This is a genomic window from Aliiroseovarius sp. S2029, assembly GCF_023195575.1.
GTDB lineage: Bacteria > Pseudomonadota > Alphaproteobacteria > Rhodobacterales > Rhodobacteraceae > Aliiroseovarius > Aliiroseovarius zhejiangensis.
Genome location: NZ_JALPQE010000004.1, coordinates 176,376 through 200,245 on the forward strand (window position 1 = coordinate 176,376; position 23,870 = coordinate 200,245).

The 23,870-nt window shown below is 59.5% G+C and carries 22 protein-coding genes; 13 read left to right on the forward strand and 9 right to left on the reverse strand.

Translation table 11 applies throughout. From position 1 onward, the window contains the following. Positions 1 to 164: 164 nt before the first annotated feature. The 9 genes from MUY21_RS09930 (at position 165) to MUY21_RS09970 (ending at position 8,563) form a co-directional block, all read left to right on the forward strand. On the forward strand, positions 165 to 2,990 hold the full coding sequence (locus MUY21_RS09930; protein ID WP_248410421.1) for a molybdopterin oxidoreductase family protein: 2,826 nt from the start codon (positions 165 to 167) through the stop codon (positions 2,988 to 2,990). Further along, entirely contained in the window at positions 2,990 to 3,721 is a 732-nt protein-coding gene (locus MUY21_RS09935; RefSeq protein ID WP_248410242.1) for a 4Fe-4S dicluster domain-containing protein, read from the forward strand. The genes MUY21_RS09930 and MUY21_RS09935 overlap by 1 nt, the downstream gene beginning before the upstream one ends. Before the next feature lie 12 nt (positions 3,722 to 3,733). Beyond that, the gene (locus tag MUY21_RS09940) at positions 3,734 to 4,603 is read left to right on the forward strand and encodes a DmsC/YnfH family molybdoenzyme membrane anchor subunit (protein WP_248410243.1); all 870 of its coding nucleotides are present in this window, start codon (positions 3,734 to 3,736) and stop codon (positions 4,601 to 4,603) included. A gap of 65 nt (positions 4,604 to 4,668) precedes the next feature. Continuing rightward, positions 4,669 to 5,280, forward strand: coding sequence for a ribonuclease D (locus MUY21_RS09945; RefSeq protein WP_191286884.1), 612 nt, complete (start codon positions 4,669 to 4,671; stop codon positions 5,278 to 5,280). A gap of 79 nt (positions 5,281 to 5,359) precedes the next feature. Continuing rightward, positions 5,360 to 5,983: a hypothetical protein gene (locus tag MUY21_RS09950; RefSeq protein ID WP_248410244.1), complete on the forward strand. Its 624-nt coding sequence runs from the start codon at positions 5,360 to 5,362 to the stop codon at positions 5,981 to 5,983. Further along, positions 5,980 to 6,477, forward strand: a complete 498-nt coding sequence (locus MUY21_RS09955; RefSeq protein ID WP_248410245.1) for an LptA/OstA family protein — start codon at positions 5,980 to 5,982, stop codon at positions 6,475 to 6,477. The genes MUY21_RS09950 and MUY21_RS09955 overlap by 4 nt, the downstream gene beginning before the upstream one ends. Further along, the gene (lptB, locus tag MUY21_RS09960) at positions 6,477 to 7,238 is read left to right on the forward strand and encodes an LPS export ABC transporter ATP-binding protein (protein ID WP_191286881.1); all 762 of its coding nucleotides are present in this window, start codon (positions 6,477 to 6,479) and stop codon (positions 7,236 to 7,238) included. Before MUY21_RS09955 ends, lptB begins: the two co-directional genes overlap by 1 nt. A 246-nt stretch (positions 7,239 to 7,484) precedes the next feature. Beyond that, a complete protein-coding gene (gene raiA, locus MUY21_RS09965; RefSeq protein ID WP_248410246.1) occupies positions 7,485 to 8,060 on the forward strand; it encodes a ribosome-associated translation inhibitor RaiA in 576 nt (191 codons plus the stop codon). A 38-nt stretch (positions 8,061 to 8,098) separates the two neighbouring features. Then, positions 8,099 to 8,563: a PTS sugar transporter subunit IIA gene (locus tag MUY21_RS09970; RefSeq protein ID WP_248410247.1), complete on the forward strand. Its 465-nt coding sequence runs from the start codon at positions 8,099 to 8,101 to the stop codon at positions 8,561 to 8,563. Here the strand turns inward: MUY21_RS09970 and MUY21_RS09975 are convergent, their stop codons facing one another. The 7 genes from MUY21_RS09975 to cysQ all read right to left on the reverse strand — a co-directional run bounded on the left by MUY21_RS09975 (position 8,564) and on the right by cysQ (position 16,571). Then, a complete protein-coding gene (locus MUY21_RS09975) occupies positions 8,564 to 9,988 on the reverse strand; it encodes a sulfotransferase family 2 domain-containing protein (protein WP_248410248.1) in 1,425 nt (474 codons plus the stop codon). Positions 9,989 to 9,992: 4 nt separating this feature from the next. Next, a complete protein-coding gene (locus tag MUY21_RS09980) occupies positions 9,993 to 11,690 on the reverse strand; it encodes a beta-1,6-N-acetylglucosaminyltransferase (protein WP_248410249.1) in 1,698 nt (565 codons plus the stop codon). Further along, complete coding sequence (locus MUY21_RS09985; protein ID WP_248410250.1) at positions 11,687 to 12,697, reverse strand: glycosyltransferase family 2 protein; 1,011 nt, start codon at positions 12,695 to 12,697, stop codon at positions 11,687 to 11,689. Before MUY21_RS09985 ends, MUY21_RS09980 begins: the two co-directional genes overlap by 4 nt. Before the next feature lie 87 nt (positions 12,698 to 12,784). Continuing rightward, complete coding sequence (locus MUY21_RS09990; protein WP_348984590.1) at positions 12,785 to 13,822, reverse strand: glycosyltransferase family 2 protein; 1,038 nt, start codon at positions 13,820 to 13,822, stop codon at positions 12,785 to 12,787. Between the two features lie 6 nt (positions 13,823 to 13,828). Beyond that, positions 13,829 to 14,725: a UTP--glucose-1-phosphate uridylyltransferase GalU gene (galU, locus tag MUY21_RS09995; protein WP_248410251.1), complete on the reverse strand. Its 897-nt coding sequence runs from the start codon at positions 14,723 to 14,725 to the stop codon at positions 13,829 to 13,831. Positions 14,726 to 14,966: 241 nt separating this feature from the next. Continuing rightward, positions 14,967 to 15,770, reverse strand: coding sequence for a manno-octulosonate cytidylyltransferase (locus MUY21_RS10000; protein ID WP_248410252.1), 804 nt, complete (start codon positions 15,768 to 15,770; stop codon positions 14,967 to 14,969). Positions 15,771 to 15,773: 3 nt separating this feature from the next. Further along, the gene (gene cysQ / locus MUY21_RS10005) at positions 15,774 to 16,571 is read right to left on the reverse strand and encodes a 3'(2'),5'-bisphosphate nucleotidase CysQ (protein ID WP_248410253.1); all 798 of its coding nucleotides are present in this window, start codon (positions 16,569 to 16,571) and stop codon (positions 15,774 to 15,776) included. A gap of 133 nt (positions 16,572 to 16,704) precedes the next feature. Here cysQ and MUY21_RS10010 point away from each other — a divergent pair, with 133 nt between their 5' ends. After that, positions 16,705 to 17,526 carry an ABC transporter permease gene (locus MUY21_RS10010; RefSeq protein ID WP_248410254.1) on the forward strand — a complete coding sequence of 274 codons (822 nt, stop codon included), beginning with the start codon at positions 16,705 to 16,707 and terminating at the stop codon, positions 17,524 to 17,526. Here the strand turns inward: MUY21_RS10010 and MUY21_RS10015 are convergent. Next, the gene (locus MUY21_RS10015; RefSeq protein WP_248410255.1) at positions 17,523 to 18,152 is read right to left on the reverse strand and encodes an alpha-ketoglutarate-dependent dioxygenase AlkB; all 630 of its coding nucleotides are present in this window, start codon (positions 18,150 to 18,152) and stop codon (positions 17,523 to 17,525) included. The genes MUY21_RS10010 and MUY21_RS10015 overlap by 4 nt on opposite strands. A gap of 192 nt (positions 18,153 to 18,344) precedes the next feature. Between MUY21_RS10015 and dnaK the strand changes: the two genes are divergently transcribed. From dnaK to radC, 3 genes are all read left to right on the forward strand, one after another. Continuing rightward, the gene (dnaK, locus tag MUY21_RS10020) at positions 18,345 to 20,258 is read left to right on the forward strand and encodes a molecular chaperone DnaK (RefSeq protein WP_248410256.1); all 1,914 of its coding nucleotides are present in this window, start codon (positions 18,345 to 18,347) and stop codon (positions 20,256 to 20,258) included. Positions 20,259 to 20,322: 64 nt separating this feature from the next. Then, positions 20,323 to 21,465 (forward strand): molecular chaperone DnaJ, encoded by a 1,143-nt coding sequence (dnaJ, locus tag MUY21_RS10025; RefSeq protein WP_248410257.1) that lies wholly within the window; start codon positions 20,323 to 20,325, stop codon positions 21,463 to 21,465. Between the two features lie 52 nt (positions 21,466 to 21,517). Beyond that, the gene (gene radC / locus MUY21_RS10030) at positions 21,518 to 22,291 is read left to right on the forward strand and encodes a DNA repair protein RadC (RefSeq protein ID WP_248410258.1); all 774 of its coding nucleotides are present in this window, start codon (positions 21,518 to 21,520) and stop codon (positions 22,289 to 22,291) included. 2 nt (positions 22,292 to 22,293) lie between these two features. Here the strand turns inward: radC and MUY21_RS10035 are convergent, their stop codons facing one another. After that, complete coding sequence (locus MUY21_RS10035) at positions 22,294 to 23,853, reverse strand: phosphate ABC transporter substrate-binding/OmpA family protein (RefSeq protein ID WP_248410259.1); 1,560 nt, start codon at positions 23,851 to 23,853, stop codon at positions 22,294 to 22,296. Positions 23,854 to 23,870 lie beyond the last annotated feature (17 nt).

The window sequence follows — 23,870 nt, forward strand, 5'->3', positions numbered from 1 at the left end:
CTCACGTCCACCCAGTCTGGACCTAAACCCAGCCCTATCTGGCCCTACCGATAGGTCGGGCAGGCTGATTGGCTCATTGAAACAGCAGGGAAAAGGTGAACATGCCGCGTCACCGCGATAAGCTGTCTTGCAAGACCAATCAGCGCAACGGGGCCTTCACCGAAATGACAAAGCCGGAGCACCTTAGGATCGAGACATCGCCCCCCGTGTCCGATGAGATTCGCAAGACCACCTGCTATATGTGTGCCTGCCGTTGCGGGATCAACGTGCACATGAAGGATGGGCAGGTCGCCTATATCGAAGGCAACCGCGACCATCCGGTGAACAATGGCGTGCTATGCGGCAAGGGGTCGGCCGGGATCATGCAGCATTATGCGCCGTCACGACTGCGCGCCCCGTTGAAACGGGTCGGCCCGCGTGGCTCGGGCGAGTTTGAAGAAATCTCGTGGGACGAGGCGCTGGAGATCGCCGCCGGATGGCTTGCCCCCTTGCGCCAGACAGACCCCAGCCGAATGGCGTTCTTCACTGGCCGCGACCAGAGCCAGAGCTTCACATCCTGGTTCGCACAAGCCTATGGCACACCGAACTATGCGGCACATGGCGGTTTCTGTTCGGTCAACATGGCGGCGGCGGGCATCTATACCATGGGCGGCGCATTCTGGGAGTTCGGGCAACCCGACTGGGACCGCACCAAGCTGTTCATGTTGTTTGGTGTGGCGGAAGACCACGACTCCAATCCGATCAAGATCGGATTGGGCAAGCTGAAGGAACGGGGCGTGCGCGTGATCGGCGTCAATCCGATCCGGTCCGGCTATAACGCGATTGCGGATGAGTGGGTGGGCATCACGCCCGGCACCGATGGGCTGTTCATCTTGGCACTGGTGCATGAATTGCTTCGCGCCGGAAAAGTCGATCTGGGGTATCTGTCGCGTTACACCAATGCGGGGTTCATCGTGAATGAAGAGCCTAACTCACCGGAAAAAGGGCTTTTCCTGCGGGGTGAAAACGGTAAACCTCAGGTGATATGCCGTGCAACAGGTCAGCTGGCGGATTACGATAGGCCCGGCGTGATGCCTGATCTGGCGGCCAGCTATCAGGACGCCGGACAGACACACCGCACGGTGTTCCAGCTTCTGGTCGAACGATATCTGTCCGACGATTACGCCCCGGACCAGGCTGCTAAGCGCACAGGCATTTCTGCCGGTCGTATCAAGTCGATCGCTGCCGAACTGGCCCGCGTGGCGTTCGAGGAGGAGATCGTGCTGGATCAGCCCTGGACGGACTGGAAGGGACAGACCCACGACAAGATGATCGGGCGGCCGGTCAGCTTCCACGCGATGCGCGGGATCTCGGCCCACTCGAATGGGTTTCAGACCTGCCGCGCGCTTCATTTGCTGCAAATCCTGCTTGGCTCGGTCGAAGTTCCGGGCGGGTTTCGTTTCAAACCGCCCTACCCCAAGCCGGCCGAGGCGCACCCGAAACCGCATGCCGGCGTCACCCCCGGCCAGCCGCTGGACGGCCCGCATCTGGGCTATCCGATGGGGCCGGAGCATTTGTTGTTGGACGGAGACGGCCGGCCCAAACGCATCGACAAGGCGTTTACATGGGAAAACCCGATGTCGGCGCATGGGTTGATGCATATGGTGATTTCCAATGCCCACGCAGGCGATCCTTACAAGATCGACACGCTGTTCATGTATATGGCGAACATGGCGTGGAATTCGTCGATGAACTCGTCCGAGGTGATGCGGATGCTGACCGATACGGACGAGGCGGGCGACTATGTCATTCCGCACATCATCTATTCCGACGCCTACAGCTCGGAAATGGTGGCCTATGCGGACCTGATCCTGCCCGACACGACCTATCTGGAACGGCACGATTGCATCAGCCTGCTGGACCGCCCGATTTGCGAAGCCGACGCCGCCGCCGATGCGATCCGCTGGCCTGTGGTCGAACCCGACCGCGATGTGCGCGGGTTTCAGACGGTGTTGATCCAACTGGGGGCCAAGCTGGGACTGCCGGGATTCGTCACGGATGACGGGTCGCCGAAATTCAGTGATTACGCCGATTATATGGTGAACCACGAACGCCGTCCGGGTGTTGGCCCACTGGCGGGCTGGCGTGGGACAGACGGCGAGGGCAGGGGGCGCGGAGAGCCTAACCCAGCCCAAATCGACCGTTATATCGAGAATGGTGGGTTCTGGATCGACCATATTCCGGACGAAGCACGATTCTATAAACCCTGGAACAAGGCGTATCAGGAATGGGCCGTGGATCGCGGCATTTTCGATGCCGAGGCGCCTTACGTGTTCAACCTCTATGTCGAGCCGATGCGGAAATTCCAACTGGCCGCCGAGGGTCATGGCGATATCCAGCCCCCCGATCATTTGCGCGCCCGTATCGCGGAAACCATGGACCCGCTGCCGATCTGGTATCCGCCATTCGAGGATCAGAGCGTTGACCCGGACGAATACCCCATCCACGCGCTGACCCAGCGCCCGATGCATATGTATCATTCATGGGGCACGCAGAACGCGTGGCTGCGGCAGATCACAGGGAAGAACGCCTTGTATCTGCCGACCGAGATCTGGGAACAGTACGGGTTTGCCGAAGGCGATTTTGCCACCGTCACCTCGGCGCACGGGTCGATCACCGTGCCGGTGGCGCATCACGCGGCGCTGAACCCCAAAACCGTCTGGACATGGAACGCCATCGGCAAGCGAAAGGGGGCGTGGGCGCTGGACAAGGACGCACCGGAAGCGACCGAGGGGTTTCTTCTGAACCACCTCATTCACGAGCTTCAACCGCCCAAAGGGGACGGGCTTCGCTGGGCGAACTCAGACCCTGTGACGGGGCAGGCGGCGTGGTTTGATCTGCGGGTCAAAATCGAAAAAACAGAGCCTAAACCTGCGGAAAGTCAGCCTGCGCATCCGCCGATCACCTCGCCTGTTGGGCAAGGTCCGAATGTTGTGGCAAGGAAGATCTGATGACGGCACTGCCTGACAAGACCGACAAGAAGCTGGGGTTGGTGATCGACCTGGACACCTGCGTGGGGTGTCATGGATGCGTGACCGCGTGTAAGGGCTGGAACACGCAGAACTATGGCGAACCTCTGTCCGACACGGACCCATATGGTGCGGACCCCGGCGGCACGTTTCTGAACCGGGTGTTTTCCTATGAGGCGCAAGCCGAAGGCAAAGCAGCGCAAACCGTCCACATGCCGCGGTCCTGTCTGCATTGCGACGATGCGCCCTGCGTGACGGTTTGCCCGACAGGTGCCAGTTACAAGCGATCCGAAGACGGGATTGTGCTGGTGAACGAAGATCGCTGCATCGGCTGTGGCTTGTGCGCCTGGGCCTGTCCCTATGGCGCGCGCGAGCTGGACCGCGAAGCCGGGATCATGAAGAAATGCACCCTCTGCGTTGATCGGATCTATAACGAAAACCTGCCGGAAGAAGATCGTGTGCCCGCCTGCGTGCGCACATGCCCCGCCGGCGCGCGGCACTTTGGCGATCTGGGCGATCCCGACAGCGATGTGTCGAAGCTGGTGGCAAACCGCGGCGGCTATGACCTGATGCCCGATCTTGGCACCAAACCCGTGAACAAGTACCTGCCGCCGCGCCCCAAGGACACGTTGGGCACCGCCCCGTTGACCGCCGTCGCCGACGAGCCGAAAGGTTTTCTTGGCTGGCTTGACAAAGCCCTTGAAAAACTTTGACGGAGAAACCGGATGCATCCCGCCCCCAGCGTCATCATCTTTACCACCCTGTCCGGGCTGGGATTCGGCCTGTTTTTCTGGCTGGGTCTGGGCGTGCCGGATGTGCAGGGCGGCAGCGCCTTTGCCTTCTTCTTCATCGCCTATGCCCTGTCCTGTGCCGGTTTGCTGGCCTCGACCTTCCACCTTGGGAACAGGAAGAACGCGATCTATGCGCTCAGCCAATGGCGCACCAGTTGGCTGAGCCGCGAAGGTATTGCCGCGATCCTGACGCTGTTTCTGTTTGCGCTGGTCGCAGTGCCGCGCATCTTCTTGGGGGCAGAAATGGTCGTTTCGGGTGTAATAGGCTCTGTTCTGGCGCTGATCACCGTGGTTACGACCGCGATGATCTATACCCAGCTCAAAACCATTCCGCGCTGGAACCAACCGCTGACGCCCGTGCTGTTCCTGCTACATGCTCTGGGCGGCGGGGCGCTCTTGGCGGGCGAGTTGAAAATCGCGGGGTGTTTGCTGCTGGCGCTGACATTGGCCCTGTTCGCCGCGTGGCGGGTGGGCGACAGGCGCGCGCTGGCGCGCGGCACGACCGGCGACGCCACCGGGTTGGGCCATCTAGGAGCCGTGCGAATGCTGGAAAGCGGACACACGGCCCGCAACTATGTTGTGGACGAGATGGTGTATCGCGTTGGTCGAAAGCACGCCGAGAAACTTCGGTGGATCGCGCTCGCTCTTGCGGGGGTGCTGCCCGCCGCCATTCTTCTGCTCACCTCTCCGGGCCATATCACCGCCTTCGTGGCGCTCGCCCTCCATTTGGTTGGCGTCGTCATCGGGCGCTGGCTGTTCTTCGCCGAAGCCGAGCATGTGGTGGGGCTGTATCACGGCGCGTGATCCCTTTTCATTGAACCCCGCGCCCTTCGCGCCTATCAGGGGGGAAACGAAGCAAGAGGGCGGATATGGCCAACCATCTTTACAAGCGTGACCTTCCCGACGGGCTGGACCTTGGGCCGATCGTGGCAATTGATTGCGAAACCATGGGGCTGAACCCACATCGCGACCGGCTGTGCGTGGTGCAGATGTCGTCGGGTGACGGTGACGCACATCTGGTGCAGGTCGAAAAGGGTCAAACCAGCGCGCCGAACCTTGAAAAGATGCTGACGGACCCGAACGTGCTTAAACTGTTTCACTTCGGTCGCTTCGACATTGCCGCACTGCTGAACGCCTTTGGCGTGGTCACCGCCCCTGTCTATTGCACCAAGATCGCGTCGAAACTGGTGAGAACCTATACCGACCGCCACGGGCTGAAAAACCTGTTGGAGCAGCTTCTGAAGGTCGATATCTCGAAACAACAACAGATGAGCGATTGGGGCGCGGAAGAGTTAACCGCCGCACAGTTGGACTATGCTGCATCGGACGTTCTGTATCTGCACCGCTTGCGCGACGAGCTTGATCAGCGTCTGGCCCGCGAAGGCCGGAGCGAGATGGCGCAGGCCTGTTTCGATTTCTTGCCGATGCGCGCGCAACTTGATCTGGCCGGCTGGCCCGAGATCGACATTTTCTCGCATTGACCGGCTCAATCCGCATCGGCGGCTTGGATCGGGCGGGTTGATGACTAGATAACAACTTGGATAACGAAACCGAGGTCACATGGTTCGACCCGACAACCCGTATTCGCGCTTCATCGCGTGGCTGAAAGTGCTTCTGCCGGTCAGTGCGCTGGCGCTGTTGTCGACGATGTTTCTGATCTCGAAATCCATCGATCCGACCACATCCCTGACCTATGCCCGCGTCAATCTGGACGAGTTGACCGGCGATCAGCGCATCGACAGCCCGCGATTTTCCAGTGTCACCGAAGACGGCGCGGCAATCACGTTCTCGGCCAGAAGCGCGGTGCCGAACCCTGAACAGACGAACGTGTTTAACGCCAACGGGCTGGCCGCGCGGATCGAAACGCCGGACGGGGGCGCTGTGGACATCAACGCGTCCTCTGCGGTGATCAACGGCCAGTCGAATGTCGTCGACCTGTCGGGGGGTGTTACGCTCGTCACCTCGACCAACTACCATATTGCGACCTCCGGGCTGTCGACCGCGCTGGATGCAACCTCAGCCAGAACGCTTGGCCCGGTCGAGGCGGACGGCCCGATGGGGCATCTGACCGCAGGACGGGCCGAGATCACCCGCGAAGGCGAGGGCAGCGATACCTATCTTCTGGTTTTCAAAGGGGGTGTAAAACTGATATACGATCCCAAGACAGAGGGGACATATAAGTGACAAGATCTGCACGCATCGCGGCCTGTTTGCTTGCGCTCGTATTGCCGATCGCGGCCCATGCGCAGGCCCAGGTTGCCTTTGGGGGTCTGAAGCATGACAGCAGCCTTCCTGTCGAAATATCCGCAGATCTTTTGCAAGTCGACCAATCCGACGGGTCGGCCACGTTCAGCGGAAATGTCCAGATCGGTCAGGGCGCGATGCGTCTGACTGCGGGCAAGGTCCGGGTCGAATATGCCACCGGTGACGATACAACCGGTGAGATTTCGCGCCTTCTGGCATCCGACGGTGTGACACTGGTCAATGGCGCCGAAGCCGCCGAAGCGCGCGAAGCGATTTACACCATCGCCAGCGGCGTGATCGTAATGACCGGCGACGTGATCCTGACCCAGGGACAAAACGCGCTGTCCTCGGAAAAACTGACGGTCAACCTTCAGTCGGGCACCGGCACGATGGACGGGCGTGTGAAGTCGATCATCCAGACAGGTGCAGATTGATGACAGAGACCCCCGATCTGACCGTCGAAAACGGCGATGCCGGTCTGCGCATCATCGGATTGCGCAAAAGCTATCGCAAGAAGCCCGTGATCCGCGAGGTGAACCTTGAGCTTCACCGGGGCGAGGTCGTGGCCCTGCTTGGTCCGAACGGCTGCGGCAAGACGACGACCTTTTATGCCATCGCCGGGCTGATCACGCCCGAGGCCGGGCAGGTCCTGATCGACGGGCGCGACGTGACGCTTTTGCCGATGTATCGGCGGGCGAAATACGGCATCGGCTATCTGCCGCAAGAGATGTCGATTTTTCGCGGCATGTCGGTCGAAGACAACATCCTGGCCATTCTGGAAATCTCGACCCCGGACCGCCACAAACGGCGCGAACGGCTGGAAGAACTGCTGAACGAGTTTTCGATCAGTCACCTGCGACGCGCCCCTGCGCTGGCCCTGTCGGGCGGTGAACGACGCCGGGTCGAAATCGCCCGCCTGTTGGCCTCGAACCCCAAATATCTTTTGCTTGACGAACCTTTTGCCGGGGTCGATCCGATCGCCGTGGGCGAAATCCGAACTTTGGTTCATGACCTGAAGGATCGTGGCATCGGCGTCCTGATCACCGATCACAATGTGCGCGAAACGCTTGAGATCGTGGACCGTGCCTATATCCTGCATGACGGACATGTTCTGATGAGCGGAACCACCGACGAGGTGATCCGGGACGAGAATGTGCGACGGGTTTATCTGGGTCAGAATTTCTCGATCAAATAGGAGGGTGGCGATGTGATGTGGTTGACAAGCCCCCACGACTCGTCGCCAAATGAAGATAATGAAAGACCGCCTGATCCAACGTTCCCGCCCCTTTGCGCGCGGGATCTGCATGACGGATCGTCCAAACAAATTTGGACGGGCAAGGTTGTTCAAAACAGACACAACGCTATGTAAAGTAGATAGGATTTCGCCTTTCCCTGCATGGGGTTAGGCATCTTGAGGCCTGCACGACCATAGGAGGTATGGATGCAATATCAAATCAGTGGCAAGCAAATCGACATCGGTGATGCCCTTCAGGTTCATGTGAAAGATGAACTGGGTGCGGTGGTTCAGAAATATGCCGAACGCCCCACACGTGCGCAGGTGATTTTTTCCAAAAGCGCGCATGAATTTGTGTGTGAAACCATCGTGCATCTGTCCACTGGCCTGACCGCTCAGGCCAAGGGTGTCGCCACCGAGATTTACGCCGCCTTCGACAATTGCGCCGAGAAAATGGAGAAGCAACTGCGCCGCTACAAGCGTCGATTGAAGGACCATCACAAGGATCGTGTGGACCCGGTTGAAGTTTTCGGCGGAGCCTCGTATATCCTCGCCTCAGAAGAAGGTCAGGACGAAGCAGACAACGCCTCGCTCCAACCCATGATCATCGCCGAGATGGAGACTCAGATCCCATCGCTGTCAGTTGGCGAAGCGGTCATGCAGATGGAGTTGGCACATGCGCCCGTTCTGGTTTTCCGCAACGAGAAAACCGAGGGGATGAATGTGGTCTATCGCCGTGAAGACGGCAATGTAGGCTGGATCGACCCTAAAAACGCAGTGTAAACCTCCCGCCCGATGGTGGGCGGGGAAAGTTGGTGGCGATGGAACTTTCGAGCATCCTCGAGCCGTCGGCCGTAAAGGTCGTGTCGACAGTGTCATCCAAGAAGCGCCTGTTTCAGGATCTTGGAGACGTGGTGAACGAATGCTATGGCATCAACGGCAGCGAAGCCTTCACCGCGCTGCAACAACGCGAATCCCTGGGGCCAACAGGTGTTGGCCGCGGGGTGGCCTTGCCGCACGCCCGGCTGAGTGGGCTGGACAAGGTTGTTGGCTGCTTCATGCGTGTGGAAAAGCCCTTTGATTTCGACGCTGTCGACAAACAGCCGGTCGATCTGGTCTTTGCCCTGTTTGCCCCCGAAGATTCCGGTGTCGACCACCTGAAGGCGCTGGCGCTGGTGTCACGCACCATGCGGGATGCGTCGATCTGTGCGAAGCTGCGCGCCAACACCGACACCACCACGCTTCATGCGTTGCTGACTGAAAGCCTGTCCAACAAGGCGGCGTGATCACGGTTGGCGGCGGCGCTGCCAGGGCTGAAATCCGAACATGACATAATCACGCTGATATGCCTTGCGCACAGCGGACTCGATTTCGCCGGAATAAATCTGTTCAAGCGCATAAGGCGCATCCGGCACAGCCGCGGGCAGGGGCGGCGCATGGCTTGCCCCGACCTCGGCCAGAACAGCCGCGATGCCTGTGGGCAACTGGTCTTCCCGCAGAATGTGATCGGGCAGGGTGAAGCGGGCAAAACCCTTGATCGTCGCCACCTGCGTTGCCCAGCGCGGATCGACACCGATGGCGGACTGGCCGCTCAGCGATCTGGCGACAAAGGCGATGAACTGCAAAAACGCTTGCCGATGATCTTCCGGCGTCCAGCTCGCATTGGCCGTGTCAGGCAAGGCGATGTCATGCTCCTGCCGCAACGCCTGTTTCAGGTCCATATCCGACCCGTCTTTGTCCACCGCCAGAAGGTCACAGAACACGGAATGCAAGCGCGTGACCGGATGGCGCAGCACCGTGAAGCTGCGATGTGCCTTGTTCTGCCGTTTCCATCGCCGCAATGACTTTTGCGAGAAATCGCCCAGCAGCGGCCCGGCGGTCTCCATCCAGTCCGTCACAGGTTTCGTCGGCCCCCCCGCAATCGGCAGGAAAACCAACCGCAATTCGTCCGACGCCAGATAGGATTTCATCACAGGTGGTCGGCCCGGCTCGAAATTCGGAAGCCTGTGCAGGTCGAAAATGTCGATACGCGCCACGGTCGAGGCCAACAATTCGAACTGCTGCACCTTGTCGGACAAGGGCTCGGGATTTTGCTTCTTGAACGTGCTTGCGAAGCGTTTGATCCGGCTGTCTTCGCCCAGAAATCTGGCAAGACCATTGATCACATCAAGATTCTGCGCGTCGTCATAATCGACATAGAACGCCGTCTGCCCGGTGCGTTGCAGCCGATCTTTGATTTTCGCCTGAAAGCTCTTGGCCCGATAGAACTGCTTTTCAAATTCGTCCGGGATGAACCGCGCCTTTTCCTTGCGCGCGTCGCCCGTGTCGTTGAGTTGCCACTGGTCGGTCGCCATCGCGATCCGGCGTGACACATATGCCTCGACCGGGTTGCGTGTCAGAACCACCTTGGCACAGCGCGGATCGTCGATCATCGCGTTGAACACGCGCGGGTCGTGGTCATGAAAGAACCGAAATCCGGGCAGGCCATCGGTTTCGGCCTTCATCCGCTCCAGCAACAGCATGGGGTCCGCGTCACGCATGGCCAAGGTCACACCAAACAGGTCATCGGTCTGCGGTGTCACCATGAAATAGGGGTTGAAGGCCTCGCCATAGCAGCGAAGGCCCGGAAACTGATCCAGATTGCTTTCCAGGAAGTTCGACCCGGTGCGCATTTCGGCGAAGATAATGAAACAGTCGAACGGACCAGGCATGGGCTTATTTCACCAGATGGGGTTTGCGCAGAATGCGGGTGGTGGGGACGAGGTCATGACCGGCGGGGAAATCACCCATCAAATAAGGATGCATCCCCTGATTTTTCAGATCCTGCAAGAACTGTCCAAAACCGTTCAGGGACTTCATCTTCGGCAGGTTTGGCAGGGGGCCGATGCTGCGTGGGCCGATATCGTCGACCACATTTTGCAGCGGCTCGGTCGGGTTCAGCACAAAATCCGCCAGCGACCAGATTTGAGAGCGCGCCCGGGCATAGCCGGATCGCAGGGCGGTCAGGTGTTCGCTTTCGATCTTCTGCAACCGTGCGGCCTCGGCCCTGATGTCCGAGAAATTGCGGTTTGAATGAAACAGTGGCAACGCCCAAGCGCCTGACACCACATAAACCCGCGCGTTCGGATCCTTCGCCATGTCCCACGACACGTCCTGATTGTCGCGCGGGCCATAGTGGAAGCATTGACGTTCGCCCCGCGTGTTCCAGATCAGGTTGGTCAGAAACGCCTTGGGGTTATAGTCCCGCAGGTTGACATCATCGCTGAGCGCGCCAAAGAAATCCGGCGCACCGCCCGCAAAATGGACCCTGTCCTGGGCAAAAAGATGGCCGTGCACGCGGGCCGAGACGGTATCGGCCAGCCATTCATCGAACCCTTCAAACAGATCGGAAAACCCTTCCAGAACGGTGTATCGCGCGGCAGTCACGTTGCCCTCGAACCCCTCTCGCGGAAAGCGGCTGGCCATGTAAAGGCCGGGGCGACCCCGGGTGCGTCGTTCAATCGCCTTGGCAAAGATCCGGTCAATCTTGCCCGGGTTCGGTTCGGCACCGGTCAGAACGACCCGTTGATCGGACAGGAAGCTGTCATACAGTTTGTTGGCATGACGCCACGCCTTGCGCGCCACAAAGCAGTCAGACCGACGCAGCAATTGCAGATGATCGTCATAGAACACATGCGGCTTTCCCTGAAAATCGAATTTCGACAGGGTCAAAGAACGACACTCGATCCGGGTCGCATGTCGACGGGCCAATGTCTGATAATAGCTTTCATCGGGGATCCAGACCCGTTTGAAATACCGGTCGTATATGGGACGGTTCGGATCCTTCAGAATGGCAGACAGGGTGTCACGTGTCAGGCACCACCACTGGCTGCCAAGATGCGGCACAATTCCGTCCGGTATGGTGCGCTTGATGCCAAGGCTGCGCTGAATTTTCACATAACGATCGAACAGACGCCGCTGCCGTTTCCACGAAAAAGGAAAGCGTAGTGTAAACCGTTCGATGTCCAGCCCGCCAATGGTCCAGGGCACATCCTCGGTCGTGACGCTTTCGATAAAGTCTGTCTGCGGTCGTTTTCCCAGATAGGATCGCATCTCGGAAATCGGGCGCAACGGCAGACAACTGCCCGAGGCCAACATGATGTGTTTCACCTCCGGAAACGTCTCTAACATGGCTTCAGAGGCTGCCTGACTGGCCGCAACCAGTGACCATGTGCCCCATTCGCAGTGCCGTCGCTTGCAGAACCGCACATTGTCCAGATCGCTTAGCGCGGTGGTGAAATCCACATAGTCATCGCGTGTCACGTTGGCATCGACGTGAACGACGACCGGGCAGTCATGGGTCGCCCAATGGCGCACCAATTGCCCGGCACGATCCAGCGCGTCGTGCACCAACATGACGATGCCAAGGCTCATGCCCAGTTTCCTTTCGACATCAGCCCCAGCATCTCTAACTGACGCCAGTTCAGGTATTTCTCGCTCCAGTCACACCACAGGTCCGTGGCTTCGTTGGTGCCGTCGTGATAGGCGCGGTATTCGTGACTGTTGGCATAGTGCTGTCCGCGCGAAAGCTCCTCGACCGACTTTTCCTTGAACGTGTCCAGAAACTTGGCGTGCAACAGGCAGCCCGACGCCTTTTCACCGCCCCATTGGTCATAGACCAGGTTCAGTCCGCGCGGCAAAAGCGCGTGGGTCGAGCTGACATAGCTGTATTTCCGGTGCCATTTCACCAGCGGGATCTTGTTCAGGGCGGGGGCGTTTACCGGGTTGTCCGAGAAAAAGGCGCGTGCGCGCGGACCGCCCTGTATCCACAGGTTTCCGTATTTCGGATTTTTTGTGATGGTGTAGTTGCCGCTGTCAAACCAATCGGCCAGCTCGAACGGGTTTTGCCCGGCCGCATAGCTCAGGTTATGCATCGGCCCTTTCGGGTACATATCCAGAAGCAGCACCCCGAACGACCTGACACCCGACGTATCCAACCAGTCGGTCAGCGCCCTGATCGGCCGCGTATCGCAGAACGGATAGACCAGAAATTCGTCAGGGTCGACGACCAGCGACCAATGCCCATGAGCGTATTTCCGTTGCAGCCACCCAGTCCAGTTCACGCCGAAATTCGCGCGTTTGTAGCTGGCATCGGTGGACCACAGCGACACATCCGGCTGGTCGGCCAGATATCTGTCCCCGCCATCATCCGACCCGTTGTCGACGAAAAAGAAATGATTCACGCCAAGATCGCGATAATAGGACAGGAAATAGGGCAGGCGGACAGCTTCGTTGCGGATGGTCGAAAAGCACAGGATATCGTCCGGCGCGATGGCAGATGTCCGGTTGATCACCGTGGTCAACTCGCGCCGCTTGCGGAACGCCCGAATGTGGCATTGCTTGCGTTTCAGCCGCAGTCGGTATGATGTCCAGACGCTCACGCCGTTCCTCGTTCCTGATCGGTGCTAGGCTAACACCTGTTTAGAATGTTTCGTGATAAACCTGAATCACAGATTTACGCAGAACGCTTATTCCCAACCGCCCGCCGAGATAAGCCCAAGGTCCACCAACTGGCGCCAGCCTTGATAGGCCACCGCGCCCTCGTGCCACAGGTCGGGCGCGGATGAGAGCCAGTCATAGTAGTCATCAAAATCTTCGGGCCGCCCGAAATGCTCGCGCCGCGCCTTTTCTTCCCGCGATCGGGCCAGGATGTCGGGCAGGAACTTGGTATGGAGCAGCGCGCCGGACAGGCGGGTGTCGCCCGAAAGGCCGACAGGGCCGTCCCAGGCCAGGTTCAGGTGGGGAGGAAGCGCCGAATGGGTCGAATTCAGATAGGCATATCGCCGGCTCCAACGCACCAGCGGAAGCTTGTTCAGGGTGGGTGCCCGCGCAGGCCGGTCGGCAAAATGGACGCGATCGCGTGGGCCCCCCTGCACCCACAGGTTCTGCGCGGGCGATTGCCGCTCTGCCCGATAGGGACCGGCATCGAAATGCGTCAGCACCTCGGTCGGGTCTTGTCCGGGCGCATAGGTCGGTTGATCCAGCGGGCCTTGGGGGAAAAGATCCAGCATCAGCGCGCCCATCGCGGCGGCATCGGATTGCTCCAGAAACTTGGTCAGGTCGGGAAGGCTTCGCGTGTCGCAATGGGGATAGATCAGCACCTCGTCAACATCGACCGTCAGGCACCAGTGGCGATGGCCATAGCGAAACAGAAGCCAGGTGATCCAGTCGACCCCGAAACGTGACGCCTTGTAGCCCGCCTTGGTCTGCCACAGCGACACGTCGGGCTGATCCGCCAGAAAGGCCTCGGTCGCATCATCGCTGTTGTTCAGGACGAACAGGAAATGCCCCACGCCCAGCGCGCGATAATGCGACAGGAAATGCGGCAGGCGCAGCTGTTCGTTGCGCGCCGTGGTGAAGGCCAGCACATCGCCGGGGCGAATCCGATCCGTGCGGTCCACAACAGGCACAAGGTCGCGGCGCGACCGGAACGAACGCCACAAAAGGCGGCGGCGTTTCCACCGCATCCGATAGGCTGTCCACCACTGCCCGCGTTCGTCCGGCACGAGGGGTTACTCGGCCGCCTTCTGCTGTGCCACGATATCGTGCAGATAGGACGAAAACTCATCCCGAAGCTCTTCCCGGGCCATGCCAAAGGCGACGGTGGCCTGCAAAAATCCCGCCTTGGACCCGCAGTCAAAGCGTTGCCCGCGGAACCGATAGCCGAACACATCGCGCCCTTTTTCGATTTCCAAAGCAATGGCATCGGTCAGCTGAATTTCGCCACCCGCACCGCTTTTCATCTTGTTCAGGCTGCGCAGCACATTGGGCGTCAGGATGTATCGACCGATCACCGCCAGATTGGACGGTGCGTCTTCGATAGCGGGTTTTTCAACCATGCCCTTGACCGAAACCATCGCGCCCATGTCCTGTTTGACGTCAAGAACACCATAGGCGCTGGCCTTCTCGACAGGGACTTCCATCGCGGCGACCATGCACCCGCCGGTTTCGTTATAGGCTTCGACCATCTGTTGCAGACAGGGTTTTTCGGCGGCGATCACGTCATCGGGCAGGATGACGGCAAAGGGTTCGTTGGCGATCAGGCGGCGCGCGCACCAGACCGCATGGCCCAGCCCCAGCGCCTTGTGCTGGCGCATATAGGCGATCGCGCCACTTTCCATGTTGGTGTCCTTGAGGATTTCAAGCAGGGCATCCTTGCCCTTCCGGCGCAGCTCTTGCTCAAGAATCGGAGAATTGTCGAAATAATCCTCAAGCGCGCCTTTGCCGCGCGAGGTGACAAAGATGAATTCCTTGATCCCGGCCGCCCGCGCTTCGTCGATCGCGTATTGAATCAATGGGCGATCCACCAGCGTCATAATCTCTTTCGGAATCGATTTGGTCGCGGGCAGAAAGCGCGTTCCCAGCCCGGCGACCGGGAAAATGGCTTTGGTGACCTTTTTGTGCGTCATGAAAACACCTCTGTTGTGACTCGTCCGCCCGAAAACGCATTCGACAAGCCAGCCATGAAACTACTTGCGCAGGCTTAAATCATATACGGAACACCAATGGGCGGAAAATCTGACAACTTCATGGCAATTGTTTACGATACTGGGTCAATCGCTGGCATTTCTCAAGGCAATTCCATTTTTCCGCGAAAAGGTGCGACAGATTGCCCGCTGGGTGTGTGAGCGTCGCGGTGATTTCGCGAGGTCAATCCATTCCACATTCGCGAAGGATGCGCTCGATTCTCGGCACGTCTTCGGGGTTGTTCAGTTCCCAGAACTGACGGCCACGCGCGTCGACCTCGACGCATTGCACCGGATGATCCCGCTCAAGAAAGCGAAGCTGCTCCAGCCCCTCCAACCGCTCCAATGGCCCCGGTGTCCAGCGTGCATAAGCCGCCAGGGCAGAAGGGCGATAGGCATAGACCCCGACATGATGAAACACCGGGGTCGCCTGCGTGTCGTCCCACAGGCTGTTTGCGGTATGGGGGATCACTTCTTTCGAGAAATAAAGCGCCTTGCCCTCGGCCCCGAACACGGCGGTGGTGCCACCCACCCGCCCCGCGCGTCGGTCGTCCAGAAAACCGCTGAGCGCCCGGCCGTCACAACGCAGCACCGGCGTTGCCATTTCGGCAACCGGGTGGGCGTTCAGGGCGTCGATCAGGGCTTCGACAAACCAAGCTGGCGTCAACGGGGCGTCGCCTTGCAAGTTTACCACGATGTCAATTCCATCACCCAACGCCTCCAACGCCTCGGCGCAGCGTTCAGTGCCGTTGCGGCAGGTCGACGAGGTCATGACAACTTCGGCGCCGAAACCTTCGGCTGCGCTGCGGATTCGTTCGTCATCCGTCGCCACGACAACGCGGTCGATACCGGTGACAGCCTGCGCGGCCTCCCAACTGCGGTGGATCAGTGACTTCTTCTGCCCTGTTGCCCCCGTCAGCGGCACCAGTGCCTTACCCGGATAGCGAACCGAGGCAAAACGCGCAGGAATGACGATCAGCACCCCCATTCGTCACGCTTTCTGCAACGCCACCCCGGGCGCATAGGCGATGAAGAACGGGTTGGCATAGTCGTCTTTTCCATAGGTCAGGGGCATATGGTCATCAAACCGCACAACGTCGCCACCTGCCCCTTTCAGCACCGCGTGACCGGCGGCGGTGTCCCATTCCATCGTCCGCCCCACGCGGGGGTAAAGATCGGCCTCGCCGGTGGCAACCAGACAGAATTTCAGCGAACTGCCCGCCGACCGCATGTCTTTCACCGCGTATTTGCCGATATAATCATCCGTGGCCTGATCGCGGTGCGATTTCGACGCGACGACCATCAATGCGCTGTTGTCCGGGGTGGAGACCGAGATGGGGGCCAGCGATCCGACCCTGTCCTTGTCGAACGGGCCTTGTTCCTCGACGCTGCTGCCGTCGGCGCGGGTGAAGAACATGCGCCCCTTGGCCGGCGCATAGACCACGCCGCGAACGGGTGTGCCGTCGACCACATAGGCTATGTTGACGGTGAAATCACCGCGCCGGTGAATGAACTCTTTGGTGCCGTCCAGCGGGTCGACGATCAGGAAGGCATCGGCCTGCTGCCCATGGCTGTCGGCCTGTTCTTCCGTTACCACAAGCACATCCGGAAACGCCGCGCGCAACCCGGCCGAAATCACTGCATCCGCAGCCTCGTCCGCCGCCGTTACAGGGCTGTCATCGGATTTCGAGCGCACCTCGAAATCCTCAGAATCGTATATCTTCATGATCACATCACCGGCCTCAAGTGCCAGTTTACGCATGACGCGTTCCAAACTGTCGAAATCCAAAAGATCGCTCCTTGCCCGCGCTGCTATGCGGTCCAGTTGATTACATAATTTCGCCCACTTATGATGTTTGGGTAAGCGAACGGCAAGATTTCCCTGCAAGAATCCCCCTGATGCGGGCAAAAAAGGCAGCGCCATGTTTGAAGTGAAGGTGAACAGAACCCGGGCCGAGGCTGCGACCTCGATGCTGGCTGTGATCTATCACGCGACCGTCTTCGACCTGCGCAAATCGCACCCGAACGCAGTGATCGGCCTGTTGATCAACATCATTCAGTCGCTTCTGATGGTCGCCATCTTCTTCGTGATGATGAGCGTGCTTGGCCTGCGCACCGCCGCGATCCGCGGGGATTTCCTTTTATACATCATGTCCGGTGTGTTCATTTTCATGACGAACGTGAAGACGATGAAATCCGTCGCCATGGCAACAGGTCCGACCGCGACGATGATGCTGCACGGCCCGATGAACACGCTTGTGTCGATTGTCGCGGCCTCCTTAAGCGCCCTGTATCTTCAGATCGTGTCAATCATCGTTGTGCTGACAGCCTATAGCCTGGCCTTCAACCCGGTGGATATCTATGACCCGGTGGGCACCTTCATGATGCTGCTTTTGGGGTGGTTCAACGGGGTCTCGGTCGGGATTGTCCTGATGGCGCTGAAGCCCTGGTTTCCACGGTTCACGCAGATGACGATGACAGTTTACATGCGGGTCAATATGTTTGCATCGGGCAAGATGTTCGTGGCCAACACGCTGCCCTTCTTCATGCTGGCGATGTTCTCCTGGAACCCGCTGTTTCATATCATCGACCAGGCGCGGGGCTATGCGTTCATCAACTATTTCCCGCATTATTCTAACTGGCCATATCCGCTGATCGTCTCGATCGTGCTGGCCTTCCTTGGGCTGATGGGCGACAGCTATAGCCGCAGAAATGCCTCGGCCAGTTGGGATGCGCGTCGTTAATCCGGTTTGTCTGCGACGACCCGAAGCGTCAGATTGATCCGACCATGATCGCGCAACAGGTCGGATGATCCAAACCGCAGACGGTCGATGCCGTGGAAGGCCAGACGGGCAGGGCCATCCAGCACCAGCACATCGCCTGAGTTCAGCCACGCGGATTGCGTGGGGGCCTGACGTTCGGTGCCGCCGATCCGAAACAGCGCATCATCGCCCAGGCTGATCGACACGACGGGATAGGAGAAGTCACCTTCGTCGCGATCCTGATGCAGCCCCATCCGCGCGCCTTCGCCGTAATAGTTGATCAGGCAGCAATCCGGCAGGCGTTCCGTGCCGGCCACCGAACGCCACACATTCAACACCTCGTCGGGTATCTCTGGCCATTCTGCGCCGCCCGGATGGCGCGGTTCGTACCGGTATCCGCGCCGGTCCGATACCCAGCCCACACGGCCCGCCGCGGTCATGCGCACAGACATCTTCTTGCCCCAACGGGTTTCAGGGTGAAAAAACGGCGCCGCCAACACCAATGGGCGCAGCGCCACAACCAGCGCCTCCTGCGCAGTCCGGTCCAGCATCCCCTTGAAAAGTCTTGCCCCCGCCAGATCAATCGAAGGGCCGTCATACCGCAACATCGTCAAAACCCTGAAAATGACTCGTTTTTTAGCCGCTCACGGCCCCCTGGACGCTTGCAGGCCCCATTTCCCCTACTTATATACGCCGAGACGCCGGATTGGGACACGCCCAACCGGTCATAAATCTGGGATCAGGGGCCGATGCTTTGCAAGGTCGGCTCCCACAACATCGCCTAAGAGAGGATTTTGAGCATGGCTAAAGTCATCGGTATCGACCTCGGCACCACCAACTCTTGTGTTGCCATCATGGACGGCTCGCAACCGCGGGTCATCGAAAACGCGGAAGGCGCACGCACGACGCCTTCGATCGTCGCCTTCAAGGACGGCGAACGCCTTGTCGGCCAACCCGCCAAACGGCAGGCCGTCACCAACCCCGACAACACCGTCTTTGCAGTGAAGCGCCTGATCGGCCGCAACATGCAGGACCCGGCTGTCGAGAAAGATAAGAAACTCGTTCCCTATGCCATCGTCGACGGTGGCAATGGCGACGCATGGGTCGAAGCGGCTGGCGAGAAGTATTCGCCCTCGCAGATCTCGGCCTTCATTCTGGGCAAGATGAAAGAGACAGCGGAAAGCTATCTTGGTGAAGAAGTGACACAAGCCGTCATCACCGTTCCTGCCTATTTCAACGACGCCCAGCGTCAGGCCACCAAAGACGCCGGCAAGATCGCTGGCCTGGAAGTGCTGCGCATCATCAACGAACCGACCGCCGCCGCGCTGGCCTATGGTCTGGACAAGGCCGAAACCCAAACCATCGCGGTCTATGACCTGGGTGGTGGTACATTCGACGTGACCATCCTGGAAATCGACGACGGTCTGTTCGAAGTTAAATCGACCAACGGCGACACCTTCCTTGGTGGTGAAGACTTCGACATGCGCATCGTTCAGTATCTGGTCGATGAGTTCAAAAAGGAAAACCAGGTCGACCTGTCGAAAGACAAGATGGCCCTGCAACGCCTGAAAGAAGCCGCCGAGAAAGCCAAGATCGAGCTGTCCAGCTCGTCGCAAACTGAAATCAACCAGCCCTTCATCTCGATGGGGTCGGATGGCTCGCCGTTGCACATGGTGATGAAGCTGACCCGCGCCAAGCTGGAAAGCCTTGTGTCGGACCTGATCAAACGTTCGTTGAAGCCCTGTCAGGCTGCGCTGAAAGACGCTGGCATGTCCAAGGACGACATTGACGAGGTGGTTCTGGTTGGCGGTATGACCCGCATGCCCAAGGTCATCGAAGAGGTGTCCAAGTTCTTCGGGAAAGAGCCGCACAAGGGCGTGAACCCGGACGAAGTGGTTGCCATGGGTGCCGCCATTCAGGCCGGCGTTCTGCAAGGCGACGTGAAAGACGTCGTGCTTCTGGACGTGACCCCGCTGTCGCTGGGCATCGAAACGCTGGGTGGTGTGTTCACCCGCCTGATCGACCGCAACACGACGATCCCGACCAAGAAGTCGCAGATCTTCTCGACCGCGGAAGACAACCAGAACGCCGTGACCCTGCGTGTGTTCCAAGGTGAGCGTGAAATGGCTGCGGACAACAAGCTGCTGGGCCAGTTCAATCTGGAAGACATCCCGCCGGCTCCGCGCGGCATGCCGCAGATCGAGGTGACCTTCGACATCGACGCCAATGGCATCGTTGAAGTGGGCGCCAAGGACAAGGGCACCGGCAAAGAGCAGAAAATCACCATCCAGGCTTCGGGTGGCCTCTCGGACGAGGATATCGAGGCCATGGTGAAAGACGCTGAAGCCAATGCCGAAGCCGACAAAGAGCGCAAAGAGCTTGTCGAAGCCAAGAACCAGGCTGAAAGCCTGATCCATTCGACCGAAAAGGCGATGGAAGAGCATAACGACAAGGTCGACCCGACCACGATCGAAGCGATCGAGCTGGCCATTGCCGCGCTGAAAGACGTGATGGAAGAAGACAATGCCGACAAGATCAAGTCCGGCATCCAGAACGTCACCGAAGCGGCCATGAAGCTGGGTGAAGCGATCTATAAGGCGCAGCAGGAAGAAGCGGCTGGGGAAGAGCCTGAAGAGGCTGATGGCCCCTCGGCGGTGGATGACGACATTGTCGACGCCGACTTCGAAGACCTTGACGACGAAAACAAGCGTTAAGTCTGAATAGGTAACGGGCGGGGCTGCCTGTGCGGCCCTGCCTCACTCCCAAAGGGAGATTTCCATGGCAAAGCGTGACTATTACGAAGTTCTCGGGGTGTCGAAGGGCGCGTCTGCGGAGGAGCTGAAAAAGGCCTACCGCAAGAAGGCGAAAGAGCTTCACCCCGATCGCAACTCGGACAACCCCAAGGCCGAAGCCCAGTTCAAGGAAGTGAACGAGGCTTACGAAGTGCTGAAGGATGCTGACAAGAAAGCTGCCTATGACCGGTTCGGTCATGCAGCCTTTGAAGGTGGCATGGGCGGTCGTCCCGGTGGCGGGCACCCCGGCGGCAATGGCGATTTCGCCAGCGCCTTTTCCGACGTGTTCGACGACCTGTTCGGCGACTTCATGGGCGGTGGTCGCGGGGGCGGTGCGCGGGCGCAGCGCGGGTCCGACCTGCGCTACAACCTGCGCGTGACGCTGGAAGAGGCGTTCGCCGGCCTGCAAAAGACCATCAATGTGCCCACGTCCGTAACGTGCGAGGAATGCAGCGGCACAGGCGCCGAAGCGGGCGCCGAACCTATGGTCTGCCCGACCTGTTCGGGCATGGGCAAGGTGCGCGCACAGCAAGGCTTCTTTACTGTTGAGCGCACCTGCCCGAACTGTCAGGGCACCGGCCAGAAGATACAGAACCCCTGCAAAAGCTGTGGGGGCGCGGGTCGCAAGCACAAGGAACGATCGCTGTCGGTCAACATTCCGGCAGGTGTCGAAACCGGTACGCGCATTCGTCTGTCCGGCGAAGGCGAAGCCGGTCTGCGTGGCGGACCGACGGGCGATCTTTACATCTTCATCGACGTGGCCGAGCATCCGATTTTCGACCGCGAAGGCCCGCACCTGCATTGCCGTGTGCCTGTTTCCATGACCTCGGCGGCGCTGGGCGGCGATATCGAGGTGCCAACCATCGACGGTGGCCGGTCCCGCGTGAAAATTCCGGCGGGCAGCCAATCCGGACGGCAAATGCGCCTGCGTTCCAAGGGGATGCCGGGTCTGCGTGGCGGGCCACGTGGCGACATGTATATCGAACTTGCGGTGGAAACACCGGTAAACCTGACAGCAAAGCAGAAAGAGCTTTTGCACGAGTTCGAGAAACTGTCGGAAGAGAACAACCCCGAAAGCTCGTCCTTCTTCACCAAGGTGAAGAGTTTCTGGGATGGAATGAAAGGCTGACAACCTTGAGTTGTTAACCTTTCATTCACCATTTTTGGTGCAGTCTGCTCTCATGACCGAGAGCAGACAATTCCAATTCGATGAAATGCCACAGGCGCTGTTTGACAGCGACGAAGCGCCGGTTCTTCCCGTTCAGGTGAAGGACGGCAAGCTGCCGTCTTACATCAAGGATCACCGCAAACGTCTGCGCGATCGGTTCATGGCCGGAGGGGCACAGGCCATGCCCGATTACGAGATGTTGGAGCTTGTGCTGTTTCGGGCCATTCCGCGCCGCGATGTGAAACCGCTGGCGCGAACGCTTTTGGATATGTTCGGCGATTTCAACCGCGTGGTCACAGCGCCCGTGCAGCGCCTGCGCGATGTACCGGGGATCGGGAACGCGGTGATCACCGAGTTGAAAATCGTCGAAGCCGCCGCGCAACGCATGGCGCGCAGTCGGGTCATTCAGCGGCACGTGATCTCGTCCTGGGACGCGGTGCTGGATTACTGCCACACCACCATGGCCCATCGTGACACCGAACAATTCCGGGTGCTGTTTCTGGACCGCAAGAACGTGCTGATCGCGGACGAGGCGCAGGGACAGGGCACCGTCGATCACGTCCCGGTTTACCCACGCGAGGTAGTCAAGCGGGCGCTTGAACTGAACGCCTCGGCGCTGATCCTGGTGCACAACCATCCCTCGGGCGACCCCACACCCTCGGACAGCGATATTCAGATGACACAGCAGGTGAACGACGCGGCAACAGCACTGGGCCTGACCTTGCACGATCATCTGATCATCGGCAAATCCACGGAACTCAGCTTTCGCGGGTCGGGGTATCTTTAGGGTCAGTCGACCCAGATTTCGACCCGACGGTTGACGCTGCGCCCCCAGGCACTGTCATCGCAAGCCATGGGCATTGCTTCACCGAACGCATCGACCTGAAGGTCGACGCGAGTATCATCGAAGGCCTCGAGCTGCGCCAGAACCTGCGCCCGTACCGATGTGGCCCGTTTTCGGGCCAGATCCAGGTTCTGTTCTGCCGCGCCCTGCCCGTCGGAAAATCCGACAAAAACCATCTGGTGCCCGTCAAATCGCCCGCTTTCCAGTGCTTTTGCCAGCAGGGCGACATTGGACCGCGACGGCGCATCCAGCCGTGTCGAGCCGCCTTCGAACCGAAAGCTGATCGACAGCCGGTCCTTGCCATCAAAGACGTCGATCATCCGTTTCAGCTCGCCCAGCGCAATTTCTTCCCCTGCCGCGGCGATGGCATTTGCCATGCGGTCGCCTTGATCCTGAATCGGGATGCGGGTCAACGCCTGGTCGACGAACCCGGCCCGGCGGGTCACGAACTGCGCACTATCGGTGCGAAGATAGGACAGAAACTCACGCCCCAAGAGCGGCAAGCGCCGCTCCGGCAGATACAGGTACATCGGCATGGTCAGGGGGTAATCCTCTGCCTTGATCGACCGCGAAGTGGCTCGCACACGAAAGCCGCAGGTGCCCGACAGCTGCACCACCTCGCCGTTTCCGGGCCGCATGAAGGACGTGATTGCGATGCCGAACGGATCGCTGGCAATGGCGTCATTCAACGCCGTGACCGAGGGGTGAAACCGCACCCGATCAGACAGGGTGACACCGCTGGCGGCAATGACCTGCTGCATGAAGGCCGGGCCGAAGCCTTCTTCGATATCCATCAGATAGGGTGTGATGGGGGCGTCTTCGCCACCCAGTTCGCGCCAATTCGTGATCTTGCCCGCATAGATCGCCGCCAGTTGCGCGATGGACAGTTTCGTCACCGGATTGCCCGGCGCCACGATTGGCACCAGCGCGTCCAGCGCAATCACCCGGCTTTGCCGCGCGATACGCAGATCGCCCAGCCCTGCCTCGCGGGCCATGCTGCGTTCGCGGGTGGACGCCTGCCGCATCGACAAAACCATATCGGCTTGCTGCCCTAAAAGATCGGCAAACCCTTCTGCGCTTGTGGTCAATTTGATCGTAATGCGAGCCTGTTCCTGCCCAGAAGCGCCATCATACAGCGTGTAGAGCGTGCCAATGCCCAGCACCTCTTCGCGCTTCAACGCATAGCCTTCGCGCAGGGCAAAGCCTTCGACCAGCGCCGGGAACAGAACTTCGCCCATCGTATAGGCGCCCGAGATGACCAGCTCGGCCACGAACGGACCAAGGCTGGGGCAGCCCGGTCCTTCGCAGGTGACACCCGAACTGTCGACGGTCAGAATGCCGAACTCGGTATCGACACGATAAAATTCACCGTCGAAGGTCAGCAGCGTGCCGGTCAGCTCGATCGAGCCATCGCGCGAGGTCAGTGCCACATCATCAGCGCGGGCAGCGATACCAGAGGCCAGCACCAGAAAAAACACTGCGGCCAGTGCGCGCAAACAGTTCATGGCTTTCCCCAACCCGT